The organism is Simplicispira psychrophila DSM 11588, assembly GCF_000688255.1.
In the GTDB taxonomy this organism is placed as follows: domain Bacteria; phylum Pseudomonadota; class Gammaproteobacteria; order Burkholderiales; family Burkholderiaceae_C; genus Simplicispira; species Simplicispira psychrophila.
Genome location: NZ_JHYS01000008.1, coordinates 57,649 through 83,783, shown reverse-complemented (window position 1 = coordinate 83,783; position 26,135 = coordinate 57,649). Strand labels below are relative to the sequence as shown.

Here is a 26,135-nt window from a genome sequence, read left to right as displayed (position 1 = left end):
AGGCCTTTCCGATGAAATCCCTCAAAATAGCCCTTGCAGTGGGCAGCGCGCTGCTCGTGCTTGTCAGCCAAGCGGTTGCGCACGGCGACGAAGACCACAGTTCCAACCCGCCCGCTCCTACGGCAGTTGTACAAGCAGCAACCACGTCCCCACAGCGGCTGGCCGATGGCAGCCTGTTTGTGCCCAAATCCGTGCAGCGTCAACTGGGCCTGCGCACCCGTTTGGCGCAGGTGCGAGACGTTCCAGCCTCGATTGAGCTGGCAGGCAAAGTCGTTGCCAGCGCCAATGCGGGCGGATTGGTGCAGTCCGGTCAGGCGGGACGCGTGGAAGCGGCGGGGCCGTCCCTGCCGGTTCTGGGTCAGGTGGTGCGCAAGGGTGAGGTACTGGCGCGGCTCAAGCCCGTGGTCAATAGCTTGGAGCGCGGTGCCAGCCAGTCGCAGATTGCCGAGATCGACGCGCAGCTGGCCATCGCCGAGCGCAAAGTGCTGCGCTACGCGCAACTCCAAGGCGCGCTGGCGCAGGCGGCGATAGATGCGGCGGGCCTGGAGCGTGATGCGCTGCGAACGCGCCGCCGCGCACTCCACAGCGGCCTGAATGCGGCAGAAGCATTGCGCGCCCCGATTTCGGGCGTCATCAGCGCTTCGCACGTCGTGGCCGGGCAGGTGGTGGACGCGAAAGAAATCTTGTTCGAGGTGGTCGATCCTTCCCGCCTGTCGGTGGAAGCACTGGCGTACGACCCCGCGCTCACTGGCGGCCTGGCCCAAGCCAGTGCGGCGGTGCCCGGCGGCGCCCTCGATCTCGCATATGTCGGCACCGGGCGGCAACTGCGCGAGCAGGCGCTCGTGCTGCTGTTTCGTGTGCAACCCGGCAGCGCGGCAGTGTCTGTTGGACAACCGGTGACGGTACAAGCCAGCACGGCCCGCCGTGTGCATGGTGCGGCGCTTGCGCGCACGGCGGTCATCAAGACGGCCTCTGGCGAGAGCGCCGTCTGGGTGCATACCGAGGCGGAGCGATTCGTACAGCGCAAAGTGACGGCAGAGCCTCTGAGCGCCACGGAGCTGGTAGTGACGCAAGGGGTGGGCCAAGGCGATCGGGTGGTGACTGACGGAGCCGGGCTGCTGGCCCAGGTGCGTTGATATGTTTGCCTTTTTGATTCATATCAGCCTCAGGCAGCGCCTGATCGTCTTGGGCCTCTCGCTGCTGCTGGTGATCTATGGCACCTTCACAGTGCGCCAGATACCGGTGGACGTGTTCCCAGACTTGAACAAACCGACCGTGACGCTGATGACCGAAACCGGGGGCATGGCACCCGAGGAAGTGGAGCAACTCGTTACCTTCCCGATCGAGTCCGGCATGAATGGTATGCCCGGCGTCACCCGGGTGCGTTCGGTTTCGGGCATTGGCTTGTCCATCGTCTATGTGGAGTTTGAATGGGGTTCGGACATCTACCGCAACCGCCAGCAAATCAGCGAGCGCCTGAACCTGGTGCGAGAGCAACTGCCCCCAGGCGTGGTGCCGCAAATGGGGCCGATTTCTTCCATCATGGGCGAAATTCTGTTGATCGCGTTGCCCGCCGACCCGGCCAAGGTCAGCGCCATGCAGGTGCGCGAGTACGCCGACTGGGTCATGCGCCCCCGCTTGCTGTCGATACCCGGCATCGCCCAAGTCACGCCCATTGGCGGCGAGGTGCGCCAGTACCGCGTTGAAATTCGCCCCGCGCAATTACAGGCTTTGGGCGTTGAGCGCGAAAAACTGGAAGCTGCCCTGCGCGATTTTGGTGCCAACACCAGCGGAGGTTTTCTCGAATCCCAAGGGCGCGAATACCTGATTCGCCAGATAGGTCGAACCAGTCGCCTGCAAGATCTGCAAAACGCCGTGGTCAGCGTAAAGAATGGGCAGCCGATCTTGCTCAGCCAAGTGGCGGACGTGAAGATCGCAGCGGCACTCAAACGCGGCGATGGCGGCTACAACGGCAAGCCGGCGGTCATTTTGTCGGTGCAAAAGCAGCCCAGCGCCGACAGCGTGACGCTGACCCGCGAAGTTGAACATGCCATGGAGGAGCTGCAAAAGAGCCTTCCTGCGGGCATCGAAGCACCTCAATTTCTCTTCAAGCAAGCGGACTTCATCGAGCACTCGGTGCGCAACGTACAAGAGGCGCTGCGTGACGGTGCCATCCTCGTGGCGGTGGTGTTGTTCCTGTTCTTGCTGAACGTACGCACCACGCTGATTTCGCTGACCGCCATCCCGGTCTCGCTGTTGGCGACGGCGCTGGTGTTTCATTACTTCGGTCTGTCCATCAACACGATGACGCTGGGCGGCTTGGCGATCGCCATTGGTGAGCTGGTGGACGATGCCGTTGTGGGTGTGGAAAACGTCCTTCGGCGGCTCAAGCTCAACAGTGCCTTGCCTGTGCCGCACCCGGTGGCCCAGGTCATCGCCAGCGCGACGCTTGAAGTGCGCTCGGCCATCGTGTATGCCACGGTCATCATCGTGCTGGTGTTTGTGCCGCTGTTTGTCTTACCGGGCATCGAGGGTCGGTTGTTCTCTCCGCTGGGTGTGGCCTACATTGTGTCCATTTTGGCCAGCATGGTGGTCTCGGTCACGCTGACCCCAGTGATGGCGTACTACCTGCTGCCGCGCATGAAGCAGATGGGCCATGGCGACAGCTGGCTGGTGACGCACCTCAAACGCTGGGATGCGCGACTGTTGCACTGGTCGTTCGGCCATACCGGCGCCCTGTTGGTGGCGGCACTGCTGGCGGTGGTGTTGGCCGCCGGCACCATCCCGTTCTTCCCACGCTCCTTTCTGCCCGATTTCAACGAGGGCACGCTGACCGTGAACGTCGTCCTCAACCCGGGCACTTCGCTGGCCGAATCCAGTCGCATTGCGGTGCTGGCAGAAGAAATCGTCGCCAGCGTACCGGAGGTGACGCAGGTCGGGCGACGCACCGGTCGGGCGGAACTCGACGAGCACGCCGAGGGGGTGCATTACACCGAGATGGACGTGGATCTGAAGGCTTCAGAGCGCAGCCGCAGCGCCATCATCCAGGACATACGCACGCGTCTGGGCGTCTTGCCCGCAGCCAGTAACGTGGGGCAACCCATCTCTCACCGGCTCGACCACCTGCTGTCGGGCGTGCGGGCGCAGATTGCGCTCAAGGTGTATGGCGATGATCTGGACACCTTGCGCGGACTGGCCGCCGATCTGCGCACCCGCTTGACGCAGGTTCCGGGTTTGACCGATCTTCAAATCGAAAAGCAGGTACTGATTCCGCAAATCAAGATTCACGTGGACTACGACAAGGTGGCCCGCTACGGGGTCGCCCCCGGCACCTTGCTGCGTTCGCTACAGCAAATGGTCGAGGGTGAGCGCATTACCCAAATTGTCGAAGGCAACCGCCGCTTTGATCTCGTGGTGCGCCTGCCCGAGAAAGACCGTGGCCTGCACGCGCTACAGAGCCTGATGATTGAAACCCCCACCGGGGCGGTGCCGCTGTCCCATTTGGCGACGATCGAGGACGGCGATGGGCCCAACCAGGTCAGCCGCGAGAATTCGCGCCGCCGCATTGTGCTGTCGGCCAATACCGATGGCCGCGACATGGCCCAAGTGGTCGCTGATATCCGCACCGAACTTGCCGCCAAAGCACTGCCCGAAGGCTATTCGGTCTCTCTTGAAGGGCAGTTTCAGGCGCAGGAGCAGGCCTCTCGCCTCATCGCCATATTGACCCTGCTGTCGCTCACCATGATCTTCCTGGTGCTCTACAGCCGCTATCGCTCCACCGCGCTGACCCTCATCATCATGGGGAACATTCCCTTGGCGCTGGTGGGAAGCGTCATCGCGCTGTGGATCTCAGGGCAACCCTTGTCGGTGGCGGCTTTGGTGGGTTTCATCACCCTCACCGGCATCGCCACGCGCAACGGCATCCTGAAAATCAGCCACTACATCAACCTGTGCGCCTTTGAGGGCGAGCGCTTTGGGCAAGCGCTCATCGTGCGCGGCTCGCTAGAGCGGCTGACACCGGTGTTGATGACCGCATTGGTGGCGGCTTTTGCGCTGGTGCCTTTGCTGGTGTCGGCCGATGCACCCGGCAAGGAAGTACTGCACCCCGTCGCCGTCGTCATTTTTGGCGGCCTGATCAGTTCGACCTTGCTCGACACCTTTCTGACGCCGCTGATGTTCTGGCGTTGGGGCCAAAAGCCGCTCGAGCGACTGCTGGCCAGCAAGGCCGGCGAAGCACAGCCAGAAGCTTTCTGATTTAACCCACCGCCCGGGGCCCATGCGCCCTGAGCCTATGCATGAAAGAGCTACATCATGAAAAAAACCCTTTCCATCACTGCTTTGATATTTGGCAGTTTGTTGGCGGCTGGCAGCGCGCTGGCACACGACGACACCTATCTCGATACGCAAAAGGCGCCGCACAGTGGCCAACTGCGCATGGCTGGCATTTACCACTTTGAGCTGGTCGTGGATCGCACCCGTCCAGAAGCGACGGAAAAACCCGTCTCGGTGTATCTAACAGACCATGCGGGGCAAAAAATTTCCACCTCTGGCGCCACTGGCAGCGTCACCTTGCTGTCGGGAAAAGCGCGCACCACCATCATGCTTTCCCCCGATGGTGACAACCTGCTCAAGGGTTCGGGCAAATATGCCTCTACGGCGGATCTCAAAGCCATCGTATCGATCATGCCTGCCGGTCAGGCGGCGGCACAGGCCCGCTTCACGCCGCTTCACTCGGCTCCTGAGATGCACAGCGACCACGCCCAGTGAACTGCCTCGGGCCAGCAATTCTTTATAGGAGGGAGCGTTTGCGGTTTACCGAGCCCTCACGCCCGTGTACGAGCGCCGCACAACGCATTGAATTCACTCCCCAAGATAACAGCAATGTAATGGGGTCATGTGGGCGCATGGGCTGCACGGGGATCATGGTCATTATTTCTATCATGGAATTTGCGTAATTCAAAATTATTTTCTGCTGAAAATATAGATTTATGCATGACAAGCATATCAATTGTTTCTCGCAGCACAGACCCTTCTTTGGCATCATTGATTAACAATGCCATTTCTATAGATTTATCTATTCCATGATCTTCAAAAATTTTTGATAATACGACCTCAGCCAAAAAATCATTTCTAAAATTTAAATATTGCATCTGGTCGGCGTCAAACCAATTTTTATCTAGTCCAGATCCTGGTAATATAAAATTTCCAGAGGATAAAGCCTTGGAAAACAAAATATCACAGGAACTTATATCATCGTATTGCACAGCATTAAATTTAACACAGCCGCTTTGCGCCAGTAAAAGTAAACCATAGACTATAGTTGTATGGTACGCATGAAAAACCAGATAAAGTCGGCTATTTTCTTTTGTTAATGTTTTTGAATAATTCTCATCATAAGTGGGCATTGGAATACAGCCAAATTGATGAAAGACGGCATCTAAAGCTTTATGGCAGCTAGTTTGCCAAAGAGAAGGGGCATCATCCAGACAATACAGAGCCGCCATAGACAATTCGCCGACAAGATCCCAATCAGCACACCCAAAGGCCCACGCAAGATCATGATCAAGAGAACAAGAAATTAATTTTTTATCGAAACTGCCCTTGATCCTATGGCGACCAAAGTCGGTCAGATACATCGCCATGTGCGTTTTAGCATACATATCTTCTCTGCGAAGAAAATTCGCATGTGTAAATCTAAAAAGAATCCCAGTTCTAGGAGTTTCTGAGAAAACGTCTGAAATCGATTTGTCTTTAATTCGACCGGCAAGCCATAATGCCTCGAACTCACGAAACTCTGGACGAGATGTAGAGAGATAAAATGGCGAATCAATTGCTGATTCCAGCATTTTGTAGAAAGAATTATTTTTCTGATCTATCGCTTTAAGCGCTATAGCAAGGGTGCCAAATGCCAGCGCAGCTTGCGGGCATCTATAAATAATAGATTTTATACGATCAAAATCACAAACCACAAGTAAATTTTCTATTGCAGCAATGCATTGCTGCTTGATTAATTTATCTGTCGAAGGGTGCTGATAAAGCTCAGTCAAAAACAATGCAATTTCAGCTATTGCTTTATCTCTTGCTAGAATTTCAACACCAGATTTATCTGGCATCGATATACCAATATTATCAATATTAGCTATCAAATCTTCTATAAATATAATTATTTTAAGTAAAGAATTTTTGACAATGGGAGAGAGTGGCTCTTTTTTATTCATAGAAGCCACCCTAATAATATATTACTTGTTTCTCGTAATGTTTACTGGATTTGTTGCGTTTCCAGCTGTCGATCCGCACACTATGACATAGTGATCTCCGCCCAAGGCGTAAATCCCTACTTCTTCTCCCTTGCGGTGCACTGATGCAGCAGACAAAACATCTCGTGCACTGATATCTAAATTAATTATCTTTTTATTGTGCATCTCGACGGCAAGATCATTTATTTCTTTCATGCTAGGCATTTTAATCTCCTTAAAATGTTACAAAATTAATCAAACTTGTCCTAGCAGCATATGGTGCCAAAAATAACACTTTATTGCTAGAGAAGATATGTCTATGGCGTCACTAGATGCTGGACAAATACACTATGCGCTTTAATGAAAAGCGTTGCAACGCTTCTAATATAGACTTTGTGTAAGTTGTTGGCACTGGTGCGAATTTAACCCAGAGCAGCAAGATTGACTAACCAGGCGTCATTGGCCTGTATTAGGCGTAATGGAATGGACTAGGTGCCCGACCGACTTACATGTCCGACTGCAGATGACGGTTGTCTGACTATATCAACCGAGATTTCCACTGCCGGCGTCATTCCTCTATTTCAAGCCAGTGTGTGATATTTCCATCCTCCGGCCAGCCCACTCCCGGCCCATAAGTCGGTAGCCAGTCCATTTCGATAGTCAGTGATCGTTCCTTGCAGAAGGTAGACCACCCCTGGCCTGTCTATAGCGTGGTGAAGCGGGCCGAAGACGCCTCCCGGCTCGATGGTTACCAAAGGCATTCGAAGTTGGCGTCTTGCCATACCTTCGATTTCAGGCCCAAGGTCAACCGTTGCAAGTGGTTTCACCGTAACGCCTTCGTCTCAGGCGCGGCTTGCTCGTCGCTCATCGGGGTCTCCTTCCTCTCGTTCCTGGGTCTCACCCGGCCACATCCCGCACCAGCAACACCACCGCCCGCGCCTCCATGGCCAACCCCTGGCCGACCGGGCCCAGGCGCTCGGCGGTTTTGGCTTTGACGTTGACCTGATCGACGTCTAATGCCAGCGCCGCGCTGATACGCGCGCGCATCTGCGGAATATGCGCCGCCAGACGCGGCGCCTGCGCCACCACGGTGCTGTCGATGTTGCCAATCTGATAACCCTTGGCCCGCACACGCCGTGCCGCTTCGGTCAGCAGCACCAGCGAATCAGCACCCCGAAACGCCGCATCGGTGTCTGGAAAATGCGTGCCGATATCGCCCAGCGCCGCCGCGCCCAACAGCGCATCAGTGATGGCGTGCAACAGCACATCGGCATCTGAATGTCCCAGCAGGCCCGTGGCGTGGGGAATGTGTACACCGCCCAACACCAGCGCACGTCCCGGCACCAGCGCGTGAATGTCCCAGCCTTCACCGATTCTGAAATTCATCTCAAGTCCTTGCTTCGCATCAAAAAATGGTTTTCGCCGGCACATCGCTGACCAAGCCACGATCGCCACCAAAACGGTCCACGGTGCCGCCATGCACGCGCTGTGACAGCACCGCCTGCGCCAGCACAAAGTCTGGCGGATAGGTCACCTTGAAGTTCAACGCACTGCCGGTTACCAGCAGCGGGTGAAAACCCATCGCCTCCATGGCACTGGCCTCGTCGGTGACGGCATCGCCCACCAGCTCAATGGCCTCTTGCAGCGCACCCAAGCGGAACATCTGTGGCGTTTGCGCCAGCCATTTATCGCTGCGGTCCACCGTGGAAGACACGCGGATACCGCCCGGCCCTGCCGTGGCGGTCTTCAAGGTATCGGCCAGCTTGTGCGCCAGCAGTCCGCCGACGGCATCGAGCGCGCAGGCGTCCATCAGCGCGTCGATTTGCTCAGGCGTGATCAGGCAACGCGCCGCATCGTGCACCAGCACCCAATCGCGCTCGCTGGCACCGCGTTGGCGCAGTTCGCGCAAGCCGCCCAGCACCGTGTCCGCCCGCGTCGCGCCGCCACAGCCAACCACCACGAATGACAGCTGCTCTGCGTGGGCATTCAAAAAATCGTCACCCGGTGCAACGGCCACCAGCGTGCCTTGCAGGCGCTGTACCGCAGCGAAAGCCGCCAGCGTGTGTAGCACCAGCGGCTTACCGGCAACGGGCTGGTATTGCTTGGGCAGTGGTGCTGCAGCCGCCGACGCCCCGGCCGGCAAAGCGCGTGCGCCAATACCTGCACAAGGAATCAGCGCCCAAAAATGGGCTGCTGCGGGCAGCCCCACCGCAGCAGAAAGAGCGGCGGCAAGTTCAGCAGAACCAGCAGCCGGCAGGGTCAAAGGAGGGGTGACGGTATCGGTCATGCGGGCATTCTAAAATCCCCGCTTCCCGCCGCGAACCGTCCGAGCGCGTTGTGCGCCACCGGGGTTGTGCTGCGGTAGTTCTCTTAGTGGGTTACGTAGCGCATGGATCTCCCCAAACTCCCCCCCGGTAAACGCTTCACGATGCCCCGCCCTGTAGGCAGTGCCGACGCCCTGCTACTAGCGCACTTGGGCGAACGCGAGCGCGCCGCGCGCCGCACCACCGCCATCGTCACCGCAGACGCCGCCGATGCGCGCCGCCTTTTAGACGAGCTGGCCTTCTTCGCCCCACAACTGCGCTGCGCCCTGTTTCCCGACTGGGAAACCCTGCCCTACGACAGCTTCTCGCCGCACCAAGACCTGATCAGCGAGCGTCTGGCCGCGCTGTGGCGTATCAGCCAAAAGGACAAGGACACCGGCGCCGATGTGGTCATCGTGCCGGCGACGACCGCGCTGTACCGGCTGGCACCGCCGAGTTTTCTGGCCGGCTACACCTTTGAATTCAAGGTCAAACAAAAGCTCGATGAAGCCAAACTGCGCGCCCAACTGACGCTGGCCGGCTACAGCCACGTCAGCCAAGTGGTCAGCCCCGGTGAATACGCGGTGCGCGGCGGGCTGATTGACCTGTTTCCGATGGGCTCGCTGGTGCCGTTTCGGGTCGATTTGTTCGACAACGAAATCGACTCCATCCGCACCTTTGACCCCGACAGCCAGCGCAGCCTGTACCCGGTGCCCGAAGTGCGATTGCTGCCGGGACGCGAGTTTCCGATGGACGATGCAGCGCGCGCCAAATTCCGCAGTCGCTGGCGCGAAATGTTAGAGGGCGACCCGACCAAAAGTCGCATCTACAAAGACATGGGCACCGGCATGGCGACGGCGGGCATCGAGTACTACCTGCCGCTGTTCTTTGACGAGACCGCCACGGTATTCGACTACCTTGGCCAAGACGCCACGGTGGTGCTGCACGGCGATTTGGAGCCAGTGTTCCAGGGCTTTTGGCAAGACACCAAAGAGCGCTATCGCTTGGTGCAGGGCGACCCGGAACACCCGGTACTGGCACCCGAAGCGCTGTTTTTAAGCGCTGACCAGTTCTATACCCAGCTCAAGCCCTACGCACAGTTGTCGGTGCGCTCGGAGGCCGGCACGCCGGTAGCGGACAACGCTGAATTTCAAAAACTCGCTGATTTGTCGGTGGTGCGCGGTGCTGATGCACCACTGGCGCGCTTGCAAGCGCACCTTGCCAACACGCCGCAGCGTGTACTGCTGCTGGCCGAAAGCGCTGGCCGGCGCGAAAGCCTGCTGGACTTCTTGCGCAGCGGCGATGTCAACCCGCCGCTGTTTGACTCGCTGGCGGCGTTCAGCGCCAGCAACGCCCCCCTGGGCTTGGTGACGGGAGAGGTCACCGAAGGCTTTGCGTGGCTGGGCGAAGGGATAGATTTCGTCACCGAAACCGAGCTGTTCGCCACCGGTGCCACCACGCGCCGGCGCAAAAAGCAGGAACAGGTCAGCGACGTTGAATCACTGATCAAAGACCTGGCCGAGCTGCAAGTGGGCGACCCAGTCGTCCACAGCGTGCACGGCATTGGCCGCTACCGTGGTCTGGTGAACATGGATTTGGGCGAGAAAAATTCAGACGGCACGCCCGCCGTGCAAGAGTTTTTGCACCTCGAATACGCTGCCGAGGCCGTGCTGTACGTCCCGGTGAGCCAGTTGCAGCTGATCAGCCGCTACGCCGGCGTGTCGCCTGACGAGGCACCGCTGCACAAGCTGGGCGGCGCGCAGTGGGACAAAGCCAAGCGCCGCGCCGCCGAGCAGGTGCGCGACAGCGCCGCCGAGCTGCTGAACATCTACGCCCGCCGGGCCGCGCGCCAAGGCCACGCCTTCCGCTACAGCGCGCAAGACTACGAAGTGTTTGCCAATGACTTCGGCTTTGAAGAAACCGCCGACCAAAACGCCGCCATCCACGCCGTGGTGCAAGACATGATTTCACCGCGCCCAATGGATCGGCTGATTTGCGGTGATGTTGGCTTTGGTAAAACCGAAGTGGCATTGCGCGCCGCCTTTGTTGCCGTCACCGGCGGAATGCAGGTAGCGTTTTTGGCACCGACCACGCTGCTGGCCGAACAGCACTACCGCACGCTGGTCGATCGCTTTAGCAAATGGCCGGTGAAGGTGGCCGAAGTCTCGCGCTTTCGTTCGGGCAAAGAAATCACCGCCGCGCTTAAAGGCATTGCCGACGGCACCATCGACATCGTCGTTGGCACGCACAAGCTGCTGAGTGAATCGACGCAGTTCAAAAACCTCGGGCTGCTGATCATTGACGAAGAGCACCGTTTTGGCGTGCGCCACAAAGAGCAAATGAAAGCCCTGCGCGCCGAAATTGACGTGCTGACGCTGACCGCCACCCCGATTCCGCGCACGCTGGGCATGGCGCTGGAAGGTTTGCGCGACCTGAGCGTGATCGCCACCGCGCCGCAGCGACGCCTGGCCATCAAAACCTTTGTGCGCAACGAAGGCACCGGCGTGATCCGCGAAGCCGTGCTGCGCGAGTTGAAGCGCGGCGGGCAGGTCTACTTTTTGCATAACGAAGTGGATACCATCGAAAACCGCCGCCAAAAGCTCGAAGAAATCTTACCCGAAGCGCGCATCGCCGTCGCCCACGGCCAGATGCCCGAGCGCGAGCTAGAAAAGGTGATGCGCGACTTTGTCGCCCAGCGCTACAACCTGCTGCTGTGCTCGACCATCATCGAAACCGGCATTGACGTGCCCACCGCCAACACCATCCTCATGAGCCGTGCCGACAAGTTCGGCTTGGCGCAGTTGCACCAACTGCGTGGCCGCGTTGGGCGCAGCCACCACCAAGCCTATGCCTACCTGATGGTGCCGGACGTCGATAACCTGACCCGCCAAGCGCAGCAGCGCCTAGACGCCATCCAGCAAATGGAAGAATTGGGCAGCGGCTTTTATCTGGCGATGCACGACCTGGAAATTCGCGGCGCGGGCGAGGTGCTGGGCGAGAACCAAAGCGGCAATATGTTGGAGATTGGTTTTCAGCTCTACAACGAAATGCTGTCCGAAGCGGTGCGCAGCTTGAAAGCCGGCCAAGAGCCGGACTTGCTCAGTCCGCTCTCCGTCACCACCGACATCAACCTGCACGCGCCGGCGCTGCTGCCGGACGACTTTTGCGGCGACGTGCATTTGCGCCTGTCGTTCTACAAAAAACTGGCCACCGCCAAAACCTCCGACCACATCAGCGCGCTGCTAGAAGAACTGGTCGATCGCTTTGGCAAGCTGCCAGTGCAGGCGCAAACGCTGATTGACGTGCACCGGCTGCGGGTTCTCAGCCAGCCGTATGGCGTCGCCAAGGTCGATGCCGCGCCGGGCGCCATCACCATCCACTTCAAACCACAGCCGCCGATTGACCCGATGCGCATCATTGAGCTGATTCAAAAGAACAAGCACATCAAACTGGTCGGCAACGAAAAACTGCGCATCGAACGCGCTGTGCCCGAGCCCGCTGCGCGTGCGCAACTGGTGCGCGAGCTGCTGCGCAGCCTAGGCCAGCCGCTGGTGGCCGAGGCTGCCAGCGCGTAACCCGGCTGCAAAATATAATTTGTGACCAATTACACCGCCCACCACCCTGCTAAGGAGCCGCCATGTCACAAGTGACGATTTACCTCGATGACGACACCCTGCAAGCCGCCAAGGCGGCGGCGGCGCGGGCGCATATCTCGGTCAGCAAATGGTTTTCCCAGTTTGCCGAGGCCGAGAAAGCCAACCTGAGCGCCAACCGGCAAAAGTTCTGGCAACAAATCGACGCCCTGCGCGGGCCAGACCCAGCACCCGAGGATGAGATGCTGGACTATTTGACCCAGCCCCATTGCCGCGATGCCGACCTGGGCGTGGATGGCCGGCGCGTCTCGTTCGACGATTGAAAGCGCCGTGAAATATCTGCTCGACACCAACATCCTGGTCTATGCCTATCAGAACCGGGGCGGCTGCCGCCAGCGGCTTGATGCCCACGACCCGGCCCTGCTGCACATCTGCCCGGTCAATATTTTTGAAATCGAGCGCGGCATTGCCAAATCTGCCCGCCCCCAGGCGCTGCGCTTGTTTTTGAGCGCCACCCTCAGCCGCCACCCGCTGGCCCCGTTCGATGCGGCCGCGGCGCAATGTGCGGGCCAGTTGCGCGCCACGCTGGAGCGCCAAGGCCAACCTATCGGCCCGTATGACCTGCTGATTGCGGGCACCGCACTGGCCCACGGCTTGACTTTGGTCACACACAACACCGGCGAATTTTCTTGCGTGCCGGGCTTGGCCTTGGCCGACTGGTACGGCCAGTCTCCGGCATAAGCCATGCTGCTCGACGCCGCCATCACCACCACTGCGCTCATCGGCGCGCTGCTGACCCGCCCGTGGCGGCTGCTGCGCTACCGCGTGCAGCGCGACGGCACGCACACCACCACGCCTTTGCTGACACCGCTGCTGGCCACGCTGGTGCTGCTGCCGTGGCTGTGGGCGCTGCCGACGCTGCACGCCATGCCGCTGCAACTGCAATGGTCGGGCGCGTGTCTGGTGGTGCTGATGCTGGGCTGGCCGCTGGCGATGCCGGTGCTGCTGCTGGTCGCCGCCATTGCCGCGCTGATCTCGCCGATGGACGCTGCGCAAGCGCTGGCCGCCGGCGCCTGGCAAGGCGTGGTGCCGGGCACGCTGGCGCTGCTGGTGGGAGCGCTGATTCGCCGCGCCGTCGGTGAGCAGCTGTTTGTTTACGTGCTGGGTCGCGCCTTTTTTGGCACCATCTTGTGCGTGTTTGCGGCGGGCGTATTGGCGCAGTGGGCGGGCAAACCGCTACCCGGCGTCGGTGCCGATTTGTCGCTGATCGCCCGCTGGCTGATGGCCTGGGGCGACGGCATGGTGACAGGCATGACGTGCGCGGTGTTTGTCGCTTTCAAACCCGACTGGCTGGCGACGTGGTCGGACAAGCTGTATTTGCACCAGTCACCGCCTTGAAAATCATCGTTTTTAGATCAAATCAGCCTCTAGCCCAATAGATACGTGCGCTAGTAGCTATCAAAATATTAGCAATACACTTGGCGCTGCAGCCGCAGATCATCCCGGTCGATGCTGGCAGCCAACTGCTCCCTATCCGCCGCGCAGACGCCCAACTGCTGAAAATGTCGGCTCCATTGCTCCACCACCCGAGCGACCGACTGGATCAGCTCCAGCGCACGCGGACGAGTGAGGCCGAACTCGCTCAACTCGGTCAGCGCGTTGTCCAAGGTGGATTGCGCGCCGTGTTGGCCAACCACCAGCGCCTGATAACCCATGTTTTGCAGCGTGGGCACCACATCAAATGCCGGTGCCAATTCGTAGTAACCATCAAAACCCAAGCGCAGGCAGTGATTGCGCTCGTGGTCGTCGGTGTTGTCCATCAGGATGTTGAAGACCATGCGCCGGAACAGTTCTTCACGCTGATTTTTTTGCCGCTCCGGGTGGGCTTGGCGCAGTAGCACCGTGGCCAGTGCGCCGTAGCTTTCCGTCAGACCCGCCGCCGCCAGCGCCGTTTTGGCAGAAATGCAATGCAGGCGCAGGTTCAAGCTATCGGTTTGCAGGCGATCAAAGCGCTGAATGGTCAGCGCATGGCGCGACTTGTGGTGGGCGTGTCGTGATGGAATCGCCAGCACCCCGGTGGCAGCCACACGGATGCCCGCCAAAGCCGCCAGTGTCATGGTGGCGTGCTCGATCAGCGGCGTGTCCACGGTCTCGTCCAGCTCGCTGAATTTGACGATGCAAGCGCCGCTGTCGGTGTGCAGTAGCGCCTTGGGACGCGCTCCGCCCAGCGTGACACCGGGCTGCACCAAGCGCTGGATTTCAGGCGTGACCGGGGCTTGTGATTGCACGTCTTCGACCGCCCGCACCAAGGCCGCCAAATCGCGCAATTGTGGATAAGGCCCAATGCGGCGCGGCAGGTAGTGCTCGGCAGAAGTCGAAACCCCCAGCGCGCCAAAGCGGTCGTCGCCGGCAAACAGCAGCATTTCCAGAATCGACAGGCGCGCCGGGCGGTCGATGTGGCGGATGATGCGCTCCCCCCAGCGGTCAGGCCGCGCGTCATCGAGGGCACCGGGGGCGCTGTCTTTTTCACCCGCACTGAACACCTGACCGGCCATCAACGGCAAATTTTCACTGAGCGCAAATTGCCACCAATCCGCCGCGTAGGTGAACGTGGCGCAATTGGGCACCAGCGCCGACAAGCTCACCGCCCCGGTCAGCACCGGGCTGGCCGGGTTGATCAGCGTCCAGAGATACAGCGTGTCTTGCGGCTGATACGAGCGCGGCGTGACTTCGGGCGCGGTCATGTCGGCTCTTGCGACTGGCCAGCAATCAGCGCAGCCAGACCGGCGGCGGTGCTGTTGGCATTGCCTGACGCAGGCGTTTTGGTCGCCGCCTTGGCCACGCGGCGCGAACGTGGGCCGGTACGGATGCGCGCCACTTCGCGCTCCAGCGACGCCATGTCGTTCTGCGGCGCAATCAGCGCGGCCAGTCCGTGGGCTTGGTTGACCAGCCACATACACATCACATACGACGCCATGGCCACGGAAGGGTCGCCGCGCTCAATGCGCGCCATCGTCGGCTGCGATACGCCTAATCGCTGCGCCCACTGCGCTTGCGTCTCTTTGCGGCGTTTGCGCGCAATCACGATGTTTTGTGCCAGCAGCTCAATCTGTTGCAGCACGGCTTGCGGGTAGTCAGCAGGTTTGGTATTTTGTAATGGCATACATAGATGTTATAGAAAATATGCTTAATTAAATATCTATGAATTTTATTGGAATTCCCCTAGCAAATGGTCTAAAAAAGAGACTGCCCGTGGGGGACAATCGCACCCAGCAGCCCATCATTTGAAGAAAATATTGAATCAAATCAGCCTCTAGCCCTTTAGATACGTGCGCTAGAAGCTATCAAAATAGTAGTAAATTTATGTCCCAACCCCTCTTAAACGCCGCTACGCCCGACCAACACAAGCTGGACATCCTGCGCCAGCACTTTCCGGGCGCAGTGGAAACCGACGCGCAAGGCCACATCCGCATCAACGCCGCCGCCCTGCAACTGGCGGTTGACCCGAGCAACCCGGCGGGCGTGCAGGTGGAAGAAGACGGTTACGAGCTGCGCTGGGTCGGCAAGCGCGAGGCCTATCACAGCGCGTTTGTGCCGGTGCAAAAAGTGGTGCAGCCGCTGATTGCTGACAGCAAACACTGGGACAGCACCGGCAATCTGCTGCTGCGCGGTGACAACCTGGACGCGCTGCGCCTGCTGCGCCACAGCTACTTTGGCAAAGTGAAGCTGATTTATATCGACCCGCCTTACAACACACAAAGCGACAGCTTTATTTACCGCGACGATTTCTCTGCCAAGCAAAGCGAAGTGCTGGCGCAATTGGGTTATGCAGCAGAGAACATTGATTACATCAAAAACATTTACGGCGCGCGCACGCACAGCGGCTGGCTGAGTTTTATGTATCCGCGTTTGCTGTTGGCCAAAGATTTGTTGCGCGACGATGGGGTGATATTTATTTCCATCGACGATAACGAGCAGGCGCAGTTAAAGATTTTGTGTGATGAGGTATTTGGGCAGGAATGTTTTGTCGCTTCGATTGCTTGGAAAAAGCGTTCTTCGCCGGATGCCCGTGACACGATTGGCGCAGTGCATGACTGGATACTTTGCTACGTCAAAGAGCCGTCGCTGATTAAGACTGCCATCGGAAAAATGCCTCTGAGTGCTGACCGGGTAGACGCCTACGCCAATCCAGACAACGACCCACGCGGCGTTTGGGCATCGGTGGATATGACCGGTATGACAGGCCGCGCGACCAAAGACCAATATTTTTCCGTCACGCTACCGAGCGGTCGTACTATTCAGCCGCCCTCGGGCCGCAGTTGGGGGCTGGCAGAAAGAACCTTTCAGCAATTGCAGGCAGATAACCGCATCTGGTTTGGTCTGACCGGCGACAACGTGCCGCGCATCAAACGTTTTTTGAATGAATCCAATGGCCAAGTCGTCCCCAGTTTTTGGGATATGAGCGAATGCGGTAGCAATGATGAAGCAAAAAAAGAAATCAACGATCTGATGGGTCAAGCGGACGTGTTCGACACGCCTAAACCCGTTCGTCTGATAGATCGCTTATTAACCATTAGCACGGCCAAAGACGAGCAAGCCATCGTCCTTGATTTTTTTGCCGGTTCTGCCACCACAGCCCATGCAGTGATGGCGCGCAACGCCGAAGACGGCGGCAATCGCCAATTCATCTTGGTGCAAATCCCGCAGCCGATTGACCCCAAGGCGCAAAAAGAAGCGCACAACTTTGTCACCAAAACACTGGGCAAGACCGACGCGACGATTTTTGAAATCACCGCCGAACGCCTGCGCCGTGCCGGTGCCCGCATTGAAGCCGAGCAAGCCGCCGCACAACAGGCCGCCCCGCCCGCCCAACTCGAAGGTTTTGCGCCAGACGCTGGCACCACAGTACGCACGCCGATAGACACCGGCTTCCGCGTCTTTGACTTGGTGGACGACCCGGATGCGCTCATCGTGCAAAAGCCTTTGCAAGAGGCCACGCAAGCCGATGTGCTCGCCATGCAAGCGGCGATTGCCACGCCACAGCCGGCGCTGTTGCCGCGCGTTTTGTACAACCTGCTGCTGGCGGAGGGATTGCCACTGACCACGCCGCTGCGCACCGTGCTGGAGCAACAGCTCTATCTGGCGCACAACGTGGCGCTGGTGGTGCAGGCCATACCGCTGGACGTGCTGACCGACACACTGCGCGCCCTGCAAGCCGCAGGCACGCCGGCCACCTACCTGACCGTGTACGCGCCGTGGGTGGCGGACGACAACTTCATGCTGGGCATCAAAACCGTGGCTGAGACGCTGGGTTATTCCGACGACAAACTGCGGCTGCGGGGTTGAACATGCGCACCACCCCCACCCCCGCACCCGCTCAATTCCGATACAGCACGCTGGCGCACCAAACGCAGGCGGTGCAGTCGCTGGCCGACGTGTTTGCCGACGTGCGCTTTGTAGCGCCGCACAACCTGCACGCCAACCCGGTGATGGTGCCGGGCGAAGCCGAAAAAACACTGCGCGCCAACATCACAGCCATACGCGAGCGCAACCACGTGCAAGCCGGTGACGTGCTAGTGCCCGTCACCAACACCCCAGCACTAGCGCTGGATGTGCTGATGGAAACCGGCACCGGCAAGACTTTCACCTTCATCGAGACCATGCACCGGCTGCACCGGGACAAAAAGCTGTCCAAGTTCATCGTGCTGGTGCCGTCCAACGCCATCCGCCAAGGCACGCTCAAAAGCCTGCAAACCACGGCAGAGTTTTTTGGCAAGCAATACGACCAAAAAATCAGCGTTTACAACTACTCGGCCAAAACCGTGCAGGGCTTCATCCATGCGGCCAATGCCGGCATCTCGGTGCTGGTCGCCACCTACCAATCGTTTGCCGGTGACAGCAAAGTCATCAACAAACGCGGCGTCGAAGCCAACTTGTTTGGCCACGCCAAGAGCTTTATGGAGGCGCTGGCCGACATCCGCCCGGTGCTGCTGATTGACGAGCCGCACCGCTTCGAGGGCAAGCAAACGCAAGAGTATTTGGCCAAGTTCAAGCCGGTGCTGACCATCCGCTTTGGTGCGACCTTCAAAAAGGACGAATACAAAAACTTGGTCTACACGCTCGACAGCTTGGAGGCGTTTCGCCAGCGACTGGTCAAAGGCATCACCGTGGACACCGTCGGCGCGGGAGCTGACAGCGCGCAGGTGCTGTGCTTTACCAGCACCAGCGGCACCGCCAAAGAGCGCAGCGCGCAGGTCAGCTACCAAACCCCGTCCGGCAAAAACGCCAGCGTGCAGCTCCAAGCCAAGGACAACGTGGGAGACAAAACCGGCGTGGCCTTTCTGGACGGCCATGTGGTCGAAGCCGTCACCGCCAAAGAGGTGCGTTTTACCAACGACTTTGCGCTGGCACTGGGCGAGCCGGCACAGTGCGGCATGTTGGCCGAACAGACCCAGTCGCTCATCATTGCGCGCAGCATTGCCAACCACTTCGAGCGCGAAGAAGCGCTGTTCAAGCGCGGCATCAAGGCGCTGAGCCTGTTTTTTATCGACGCTGTCGCCAAGTATTTGCCCCAAGGCACGCAGCCGGCGGTGATTCGCCAGTCGTTTGAGCAGCACTACCGCGCGCAACTGGCGCAGATATTGCAAAAGAGCGACCTGCACCCCGGCTACCGCGCCTATCTGGAGCGCAGCGCCGCCGACATCGGCCAAGTCCACAAAGGCTACTTTGCCCGCTCACACAGCGAAAAAGGCGAAGAAGAAGCCATCAAACTCATCTTGCAAGAGAAAGAAAAGCTGCTGTCGTTTGACACCGATTTGCGCTTCATTTTTTCGATGTGGGCGCTGCAAGAGGGCTGGGACAACCCCAATATCTTCACGCTGTGCAAGCTGGCACCGAGCAATTCCAAAATCACCAAGCTGCAACAAATTGGCCGGGGGCTGCGGCTGGCGGTCAACCAGCAATTGGAGCGCGTGCAGTCTGACGATGCGGCGTTTGACGAAGTCAACGAGCTGGTGGTGGTGGTGCCCGCCAGCGAGGGCGATTTTGTCGCCGCCATCCAAAGCGAGATTGCGGCGCACAGCGTGCAGCGCGTGGCACGGGTGTTTGACGACGCAGTGCTGGCCGAGTTTGGCGTGGCTCCCAGCACGCGGGTGGCCAATCGGGTGCTCGATGCCTTGGCCGCGCTGGGCGTGGTGGCGCTGGACGATGTCTCAGGCCAAGCCACCTTGCTGCTAGAGCGCCCCGAGTACCTTGCCAAGCGCGACGCGATTTTGGCCAGCCTGAAAGGTATCAACGGCATTGCCGCCGAGAACGCCGAAAAAATGCAGGAGTACCTTGACCGGTATTACGAGGGCTATGGCCAAGTCAAGCGCAAGGAAGACAAGGTTGCCACCCAGTTGCGCATCAACCCGGCCAATTTCCAAAAATTTCGGGCGCTGTGGGACAACCTGAACCGCGACGCGGTGCTGCGCTACGAAATCGACACCCCAGCGCTGATTGACAACGCCGTGGCGCGCATTGCCACTGACTTTGAAGTGCGTCCGCTGACCCTGAACGTGACGCGCACCGAAGGCGTGCAACAACAGCACCAAGCGCGCAGCACGCAAGCCAGCTATGACGTGCTGCCGCAGTCGCTGTACACGCTGCCGGCGTTTGTGCGCGAGCTAGCCAACCTGACGCGGCTGAGTTACCACACCGTCGGCGCGGTGCTGGCGCGGATGCCAACCGACAAGTTCGCGCAAATCCGCCACAACGAAAGCCGCGCCTTGACCACGATGCGCGACCTGCTGCTGGGCTGTGTTTACGAGCTGCTGGTCAACAAAGTCAGCTACGAGCTGCGCGAAGTGCGCGTTAAAACTGCGCTGACCGACAAAAACGGCCAGTTACACGACCACATTGCCACCTCGCTGTGCGGGGTCGAAATGCACGCTATCGACAACCCAAAAGTGCTGGAGCGCTCGCTCTACGCCGAGGCGCTGATGCCGGTGGATAGCCAGATTGAGCGCAGCACGGTGGACGAGTCGCACCACGCAAACATCACCGTATTTGCCAAGCTGCCCAAAATCAACATCCCCACGCCAGCCGGCCACTACAACCCCGACTTTGGCTATGTGATTGCGCAGGGCGACCAAGCGCAGGCGTTGTATCTGGTGGTGGAAACCAAGGGCTACGACAGCCGCCGCGACATTCCGGCGCGCGAGCAATGGAAGATCGCCAGTGCGCGCCAGTTTTTTCAAGCGCTGCAAGCCCTGCCCGAGCTGCAAGCGCAGGGCGTGCGCATCCGCTACGAGACCAAAATCAACCACGAATCGCTGGCGCAGCTGATTTTAAGTATTAAATAGGCCTCTATCCCTTTATATACGTGCGCTAGTAGCTATTAAAATAATAGTAAATTCTTATCACCCAACGAAGGAGCACCCCACCATGTCCAGCACTGAAATCTCTCCCGGCCTGGTTGTCCAGCGCTTGCCGGCGGCGCAGCGTTTGTCTGATTACCAACTGATTGCCTTTGACATGGATTCGACGCTGATCAACATTGAATGCATCGACGAGATTGCCGATGCGGCCGGTCGCAAGGCCGAGGTCGCAGCGATTACCGAAGCGGCCATGCAGGGCGTCATCACCGACTTCAAAGACAGCCTGCGCCAGCGCGTGGGCATGTTGCGCGGGGTGCCCGTCACGCACTTAGAGGCGGTGTTTCAAGAGCGCCTGCGCCTGAACCCCGGTGCGCTAGAGCTGATGACCGCTGCACGCGAGGCGGGCCTGAAAACACTGTTGGTTTCCGGCGGTTTCACCTTTTTTTCCGAGCGCGTCAAAGCCACACTGGGCATGGACTTTGCGCGTGCCAATCAGCTGGACGTGGTCGATGGCCTGCTGACCGGCAAGTTGATCGACCAGTGCTGGGGCGACATTTGCGACGGCGCTGAAAAACGCCGCACGCTGCTGGAAGTGGCGTCGCTGTTAGGTATTGACCCACGCCAAGCGATTGCCGTGGGCGACGGCGCCAATGACTTGCCGATGATGGGCGCAGCGGGCCTGTCGGTGGCCTACCACGCCAAACCAGCAGTGCGCGTGCAAGCCCAAGTAGCCATCAATCAGGGCGGGCTGGACCGCTTGCTGGAAGTTCTGCGTTAAAACGCGCATCAGCCTTTGGCAGGCAGATTCAGCAAACGGTGCAGCGTGAAAGTGCGCGCAAAACACCCCAAACCAGGCGGCTGCGTGGTCATGAGGTCGGCCAGCGTCAATTTGTCGAGCACCGAAAAAAAGCTCTCCATGGCCTCGCCCAGGGCACTCTGCAAGCGACAGTAGCTGCTGAGACGGCACTGGTTGGTTTCCGCATCAAAGCACTCGACCAGCGTGAAGTCGGTCTCGGTGGAGCGCACGACAGTGCCCACGTTGATGTCTTGCGGCGCCTTCATCAGGCGCATACCGCCGCCGCGGCCGCGCGAGGTTTCCAGCAAGTTTTGTGCAGCCAATTGCTGCACGATTTTGGTCAGGTGGCTGCGCGAAATGCTGTAGCTCTCGGCCACTTCACTGATCGTGACGGGTTGCTCACGTCCCTCACAGGCGGCGCAATACATCAGCACCCGCAAGGTGTAATCCGTCCACTGAGTCAAGCGCATCGTATTTACCCCAGATCAAAATATAGATTTATGTGATATGCATCTTATCCAATAAAATAAGTATTTCGAATGCATCTTCAAGGATATCTCCCATGAGCGCACGTCTTCCCTCCTCTCCCAGCGCCGATCAGGCCATTGGCCAGATCGCGGTACAACTGCCCGGTGCCACAGCCGTGTTTCGCCGCCTGAAGCTGGATTTTTGCTGTGGTGGGCAGGTCGCCCTAGAACAAGCGGTAGCCGACAAGGGGCTGGATCTGGACGCCGTGCTGGCCGAACTGGCCGCCCTGCAGCGCCCCACCGAGCTGCCCGGCATGACCGAGCCCGGCGCCCTGATCGACCACATCATTGCGCGCTACCACGAAGTGCACCGGGCGCAACTGCCCGAACTGATCCGCATGGCGCACCGCGTCGAGGCCGTACACCGGGCGCACCCCGCCGTGCCCGCCGGCCTGGGCGATTTTCTGGAGAACATGGAGCAGGAGCTGACCACGCACATGCACAAGGAAGAAGCCATTCTGTTTCCCATGCTCAAGTCGGGCGGCAACCCGATGGTCGTCCATCCTATCGGCATGATGCGCAGCGAGCACGTTGACCACGGCGCCGCGCTGGAGCAGCTGGGCGCCCTGACCCACGATGCCACGCCGCCCGACGGCGCCTGCAACACTTGGCGCGCGCTGTATGGCGGCATTGCACAGTTGCGCGACGACCTGATCGACCACATCCACCTAGAAAACAACGTACTGTTCCCTCAGTTTGAAGCGAAAGCTGCCGCTGCGATGGCAGCGCCAGTGGCTGCGGTCGGTAGCTGCGGCGGCTCGTCGGGCTGCGGTTGCAGTTGAGCGACATCTGAGCGCTACTGGCAGGGCGTCCCCCGGCACGGCATAAGGAAATAGCGCAAAACCATTTAGCTGCCGCGCTTGGGCAGCCTAAACTTGCGGTTTACCGTGTACTGAAAGACGCCAAGAATGTTAAAGAAAACCCTGACCGCCCTGGCCATCGCTGCGGTCGCCCTGAGCGTGCATGCCCAGGAAGTGCTGAAAGTCGCTGCCACCGCAGTGCCGCACGCCGAGATCCTGAACTTTGTCAAACCCCAACTCAAGGCCCAGGGCATTGACCTGCAGGTGCGCGAGTTCAGCGACTACATCCAGCCCAACGCGGCGGTGGAAGACAAGCAGCTCGATGCCAATTTTTTCCAGCACCAGCCCTACCTGGACAGCTACAACAAGGACCGCAAAAGCAGCCTGGTGACAGTGCCCGACGGCAAGATCCACATTGAACCGTTTGGCGCCTACTCCAAGAAGATCAAGAATATTGCCGATTTGAAAAGTGGCGCACTGGTCGCCATTCCCAACGATCCGTCCAACGGTGGCCGCGCCTTGCTGCTGCTGCAAAAACAGGGTTTGATCGAGCTGAAAGACCCGAAAAACATCACCGCCACAGCGCTGGACATCGTCAAGAACCCGAAGAAGCTCAAGTTCCGCGAACTTGAAGCCGCCCTGCTGCCGCGCGCGCTGGACGACGTCGATCTGGCGCTGATCAACACCAACTACGCCATCGAGGCCAAGCTCAACCCCACCAAAGATGCGCTGTTCATCGAAGGCGCCGACTCGCCCTACGTCAACATCATCGCGGCCCGTGCCGACCACGCCAAAGACCCGCGCATCACCAAGCTGGTGCAGGCGCTGCGCACCCCAGAAGTGAAGAAATTCATCCTGGAAAAGTACAAGGGCGCCGTGGTTCCGGTGTTCTAAGCCGGCCTGAATGCCCCTGAAAAGCGCTGCCCGGCAGCGCTTTTTTCATGGCTGGCACAATGCCGGCCCTGCCATCCATTGCCCCACTTGTCCCATGCACATCGTCGTCAACGAAGAACTCCAAGCCTATATCGACCCCCTGACCGCCGACGAATACGCCGCGCTGGAGCACAGCATCCTGACCGAGGGCTGCCGCGACGCGCTGGTGCTGTGGGGTGAGGTGCTGGTCGATGGCCACAACCGTTATGGCATTTGCCAAAAGCACGGCCTACCGTTCCAGACGGTGCAGAACACGCGCTTCACCTCGATGCAGGACGTGCAACTGTGGATGATCGAGCAACACTTGGGCCGGCGCAGCGTCTCGGACTTTCAGCGCGGCGTGTTGGCGCTGCGGCAACAAGACATCGTTGCTGAACGCCGCGCCCACGCCCTGGCGGCTGGCACCGATACATCGCCCGCAGCTTCGACCGAGCCAGCGCCCGACACATCGACCGACAGCGCCCTCCGCGCGCCCCTGAGTGGCCGCGAAGCCATCGCCCGAGCGGCGCGTCTGAGCAGCAGCCAAGTGGTAATGATTGAAAAAATCCAGAAGCAGGCCGCGCCCGAAGTGGTGGCCGCAGTCAAGGCCGGCACCATTTCGATCAACGCCGCCGCTGCCGTAGCCAGCTTGCCGGCCGAGGAGCAAGTCGCTGCCGCCCACGGTGGCAAGGACGAGTTGAAGCAAGCCGCCAAGCGCGTGCGCGAAGCCAAGCGCAAACCCAAAACTGAGGTGGCAGAAGACACCGCAGCCTGCCAGGAACAGACCGCTATGCTCGATGCGGTGCTCGCCTTGCAACAGCGTGTGGCCGAACTGACGGCAGAAAACGACGCCCTGCGCCGCGAACTGGCCGCACTGCAAGCGCAACTGGCCGGTTGATCGCCGTGCCGCTCACAGCGGCAGCGCCACTCCCGGCCACATCCACCAGGCCAGCGCCAGCATCATGGCGCCGGTGAAGCCATCCAGGACGCGCCAGGCCAGGGGCTTGGCAAACACCCCTTGCAGTCGCCGCCCGGCCAGCGCCAGTCCGGCAAACCACACCAGACTGGCCGAGGCCGCGCCAAAGACAAACACCCACTTCAGCGCGCCATCTTGGCGCGCGCCGATGGAGCCGACCAGCACCACCGTGTCCAAATAAACATGCGGGTTGAACAGCGTGAGCACCGCCAACGTTCCCAGCACGCCCAGCAAACCACGCTCAGCCAAGGCGCCGGTGCTGGATTTGACGGACGCATCGGCGGCAGCAAAAACGCGCCACCAGGCAAACAGGCCGTAAGACAGCAAAAATAGCGCGCCGCCCAGTGCCAGATAATGCGCCAGCGTCGGCGAACTGCCCAGCAACTGCGCCATGCCGGCGACGCCGATGGCGATCAGCAGCGCGTCGCTGAGCACGCACCAGGCGACGCAGGCGCGCACATGGCGACCGCTCACCGCCTGGCGCAGCACATACAGGTTTTGCGCGCCGATGGAAACGATGAGTGACAGGCAGACGGTGAAGCCGGCCAGCCAGGAAGAAGAGATATTTGCAGTCCACATGCTGGCAATTCTGGACGTCGCATTGAGTTAAGTAAAATTAATTCATCTGAACCAAAATTAGCAAATCTTATGCTGGACTACGCTGGACTGGAAGCCTTGGCCGCCGTGGTGCGCGAGGGCAGTTTTGAGCGCGCCGCGCGCCAGCTGCACATCACGCCCTCGGCGGTGTCGCAGCGCATCAAGCAACTGGAAGAGCGCGCCGGCCAAGTGCTGGTGCTACGCGGCCAACCCTGTACCGGCACCGAGGCCGGGCGACGCCTGTGCCTGCATGTCGAACAGGTAGCGCTGCTGGAAAACGAACTGCGCCGCGCCCACCCCGCGCTGCTGGCCGACGGCCATGCCACGGCGCCGACTTTGAAGCTGGCGGTGAATGCCGACTCGCTCTCGACCTGGTTCATGGACGCCATGGCGGCCTTCACCGCGGGTGGCAACGAACTGCTGGACATTCGCATCGACGATCAGGAGCACACCGCCCAGCGCATCAAGGAAGGCGAAGTGCTGGCCGCCGTCACCGCCAGCGGCGCCAGCATTGCCGGCTGCAACACCTGGCCGCTGGGCTCGGTGCACTACGTCGCCGCCGCCAGCCCAGCCTTTGTCACGCGCCACCTAGCGGACGGCATCACGGCGCAGGCCATGGCCCAGGCGCCGATGATGACTTTTGGCCGCCAGGACCGCCTGCAGGAGCAATGGCTACAACAGCAAGGTTTAACCACGCGCCGCCACCCACCCCGGCACTTTCTGCCATCCAACGATGGCTTTGTGCGCAGCTGCGAAGTGGGCATGGGCTGGGGCATGCACCCGACCGCGCTGATAGCGCGCCAGCTGCAGGCCGGCACGCTGGTCGAATTGCTGCCCGGCACTGGCATGGACATGCCCTTGTACTGGGTACACGCGCGCAGCGTGCAGGCCGGATTAGGGCGCTTGACGCAGTGCGTGATGGCAGCGGCGCGCCAATGGTTGCAGCCCATCGCACCAGCATGATGTTGTTGTAAATATCAAAAATAGGAGCTACTAGCGCAATTCTGGTAAGCGCTTGAGGCACTTTTTACTGAATTT

At 59.7% G+C, this 26,135-nt stretch carries 22 protein-coding genes; 14 read left to right on the top strand and 8 right to left on the bottom strand.

Annotated features, from left to right (window positions below; translation table 11 throughout):
• The first annotated feature begins 11 nt into the window (after positions 1 to 11).
• From Q390_RS0109945 to Q390_RS0109935, 3 genes are read left to right on the top strand one after another with little or no spacing between them, the layout of a single operon-like run.
• Positions 12 to 1,136, top strand: a complete 1,125-nt coding sequence (locus Q390_RS0109945) for an efflux RND transporter periplasmic adaptor subunit (RefSeq protein WP_027995925.1) — start codon at positions 12 to 14, stop codon at positions 1,134 to 1,136.
• Position 1,137: 1 nt separating this feature from the next.
• On the top strand, positions 1,138 to 4,254 hold the full coding sequence (locus Q390_RS0109940; protein ID WP_027995924.1) for an efflux RND transporter permease subunit: 3,117 nt from the start codon (positions 1,138 to 1,140) through the stop codon (positions 4,252 to 4,254).
• 57 nt (positions 4,255 to 4,311) lie between these two features.
• Positions 4,312 to 4,767, top strand: coding sequence for a hypothetical protein (locus tag Q390_RS0109935; RefSeq protein ID WP_027995923.1), 456 nt, complete (start codon positions 4,312 to 4,314; stop codon positions 4,765 to 4,767).
• Between the two features lie 125 nt (positions 4,768 to 4,892).
• On the opposite strand, the gene Q390_RS19930 is transcribed toward Q390_RS0109935, so the two are convergent.
• From Q390_RS19930 to ispD, 4 genes are all read right to left on the bottom strand, one after another.
• Entirely contained in the window at positions 4,893 to 6,218 is a 1,326-nt protein-coding gene (locus tag Q390_RS19930) for a DUF6895 family protein (protein WP_156949879.1), read from the bottom strand.
• Between the two features lie 21 nt (positions 6,219 to 6,239).
• The gene (locus Q390_RS19925) at positions 6,240 to 6,461 is read right to left on the bottom strand and encodes a hypothetical protein (protein WP_156949878.1); all 222 of its coding nucleotides are present in this window, start codon (positions 6,459 to 6,461) and stop codon (positions 6,240 to 6,242) included.
• A gap of 672 nt (positions 6,462 to 7,133) precedes the next feature.
• Positions 7,134 to 7,622 carry a 2-C-methyl-D-erythritol 2,4-cyclodiphosphate synthase gene (ispF, locus tag Q390_RS0109930; RefSeq protein ID WP_027995922.1) on the bottom strand — a complete coding sequence of 163 codons (489 nt, stop codon included), beginning with the start codon at positions 7,620 to 7,622 and terminating at the stop codon, positions 7,134 to 7,136.
• Positions 7,623 to 7,641: 19 nt separating this feature from the next.
• On the bottom strand, positions 7,642 to 8,523 hold the full coding sequence (ispD, locus tag Q390_RS0109925; RefSeq protein ID WP_084153863.1) for a 2-C-methyl-D-erythritol 4-phosphate cytidylyltransferase: 882 nt from the start codon (positions 8,521 to 8,523) through the stop codon (positions 7,642 to 7,644).
• A gap of 102 nt (positions 8,524 to 8,625) precedes the next feature.
• Between ispD and mfd the strand changes: the two genes are divergently transcribed.
• The 4 genes from mfd (at position 8,626) to Q390_RS0109905 (ending at position 13,530) form a co-directional block, all read left to right on the top strand.
• Positions 8,626 to 12,114, top strand: a complete 3,489-nt coding sequence (gene mfd / locus Q390_RS0109920) for a transcription-repair coupling factor (RefSeq protein ID WP_027995920.1) — start codon at positions 8,626 to 8,628, stop codon at positions 12,112 to 12,114.
• 62 nt (positions 12,115 to 12,176) lie between these two features.
• A complete protein-coding gene (locus tag Q390_RS19120) occupies positions 12,177 to 12,455 on the top strand; it encodes a hypothetical protein (RefSeq protein ID WP_051603167.1) in 279 nt (92 codons plus the stop codon).
• A gap of 7 nt (positions 12,456 to 12,462) precedes the next feature.
• Positions 12,463 to 12,873: a type II toxin-antitoxin system VapC family toxin gene (locus tag Q390_RS0109910; protein WP_027995919.1), complete on the top strand. Its 411-nt coding sequence runs from the start codon at positions 12,463 to 12,465 to the stop codon at positions 12,871 to 12,873.
• A gap of 3 nt (positions 12,874 to 12,876) precedes the next feature.
• Positions 12,877 to 13,530: an energy-coupling factor ABC transporter permease gene (locus Q390_RS0109905; RefSeq protein ID WP_027995918.1), complete on the top strand. Its 654-nt coding sequence runs from the start codon at positions 12,877 to 12,879 to the stop codon at positions 13,528 to 13,530.
• A 68-nt stretch (positions 13,531 to 13,598) separates the two neighbouring features.
• On the opposite strand, the gene Q390_RS0109900 is transcribed toward Q390_RS0109905, so the two are convergent.
• Entirely contained in the window at positions 13,599 to 14,876 is a 1,278-nt protein-coding gene (locus Q390_RS0109900) for a type II toxin-antitoxin system HipA family toxin (RefSeq protein WP_027995917.1), read from the bottom strand.
• A complete protein-coding gene (locus Q390_RS0109895) occupies positions 14,873 to 15,295 on the bottom strand; it encodes a helix-turn-helix transcriptional regulator (RefSeq protein WP_027995916.1) in 423 nt (140 codons plus the stop codon). Before Q390_RS0109895 ends, Q390_RS0109900 begins: the two co-directional genes overlap by 4 nt.
• 200 nt (positions 15,296 to 15,495) lie before the next feature.
• Between Q390_RS0109895 and Q390_RS18145 the strand changes: the two genes are divergently transcribed.
• The 3 genes from Q390_RS18145 to serB all read left to right on the top strand — a co-directional run bounded on the left by Q390_RS18145 (position 15,496) and on the right by serB (position 21,267).
• Positions 15,496 to 17,478, top strand: coding sequence for a site-specific DNA-methyltransferase (locus Q390_RS18145; protein WP_051603165.1), 1,983 nt, complete (start codon positions 15,496 to 15,498; stop codon positions 17,476 to 17,478).
• A 2-nt stretch (positions 17,479 to 17,480) separates the two neighbouring features.
• Positions 17,481 to 20,474: a restriction endonuclease gene (locus Q390_RS18140; protein WP_037472669.1), complete on the top strand. Its 2,994-nt coding sequence runs from the start codon at positions 17,481 to 17,483 to the stop codon at positions 20,472 to 20,474.
• Between the two features lie 82 nt (positions 20,475 to 20,556).
• Complete coding sequence (serB, locus tag Q390_RS0109880) at positions 20,557 to 21,267, top strand: phosphoserine phosphatase SerB (protein ID WP_027995915.1); 711 nt, start codon at positions 20,557 to 20,559, stop codon at positions 21,265 to 21,267.
• 8 nt (positions 21,268 to 21,275) lie between these two features.
• On the opposite strand, the gene Q390_RS18135 is transcribed toward serB, so the two are convergent.
• Positions 21,276 to 21,755, bottom strand: coding sequence for an RrF2 family transcriptional regulator (locus Q390_RS18135; RefSeq protein ID WP_051603164.1), 480 nt, complete (start codon positions 21,753 to 21,755; stop codon positions 21,276 to 21,278).
• Positions 21,756 to 21,847: 92 nt separating this feature from the next.
• Here Q390_RS18135 and ytfE point away from each other — a divergent pair, with 92 nt between their 5' ends.
• The 3 genes from ytfE to Q390_RS0109860 all read left to right on the top strand — a co-directional run bounded on the left by ytfE (position 21,848) and on the right by Q390_RS0109860 (position 24,422).
• Positions 21,848 to 22,594: an iron-sulfur cluster repair protein YtfE gene (gene ytfE, locus Q390_RS0109870; RefSeq protein WP_027995914.1), complete on the top strand. Its 747-nt coding sequence runs from the start codon at positions 21,848 to 21,850 to the stop codon at positions 22,592 to 22,594.
• 126 nt (positions 22,595 to 22,720) lie between these two features.
• On the top strand, positions 22,721 to 23,506 hold the full coding sequence (locus Q390_RS0109865) for a MetQ/NlpA family ABC transporter substrate-binding protein (RefSeq protein ID WP_027995913.1): 786 nt from the start codon (positions 22,721 to 22,723) through the stop codon (positions 23,504 to 23,506).
• A gap of 94 nt (positions 23,507 to 23,600) precedes the next feature.
• The gene (locus Q390_RS0109860) at positions 23,601 to 24,422 is read left to right on the top strand and encodes a hypothetical protein (RefSeq protein WP_027995912.1); all 822 of its coding nucleotides are present in this window, start codon (positions 23,601 to 23,603) and stop codon (positions 24,420 to 24,422) included.
• Between the two features lie 12 nt (positions 24,423 to 24,434).
• On the opposite strand, the gene Q390_RS0109855 is transcribed toward Q390_RS0109860, so the two are convergent.
• Positions 24,435 to 25,079, bottom strand: coding sequence for a LysE/ArgO family amino acid transporter (locus tag Q390_RS0109855; protein WP_027995911.1), 645 nt, complete (start codon positions 25,077 to 25,079; stop codon positions 24,435 to 24,437).
• Positions 25,080 to 25,148: 69 nt separating this feature from the next.
• On the opposite strand from Q390_RS0109855, the gene Q390_RS0109850 reads away from it, so the two are divergent.
• Complete coding sequence (locus Q390_RS0109850) at positions 25,149 to 26,060, top strand: HTH-type transcriptional regulator ArgP (protein ID WP_027995910.1); 912 nt, start codon at positions 25,149 to 25,151, stop codon at positions 26,058 to 26,060.
• Positions 26,061 to 26,135 lie beyond the last annotated feature (75 nt).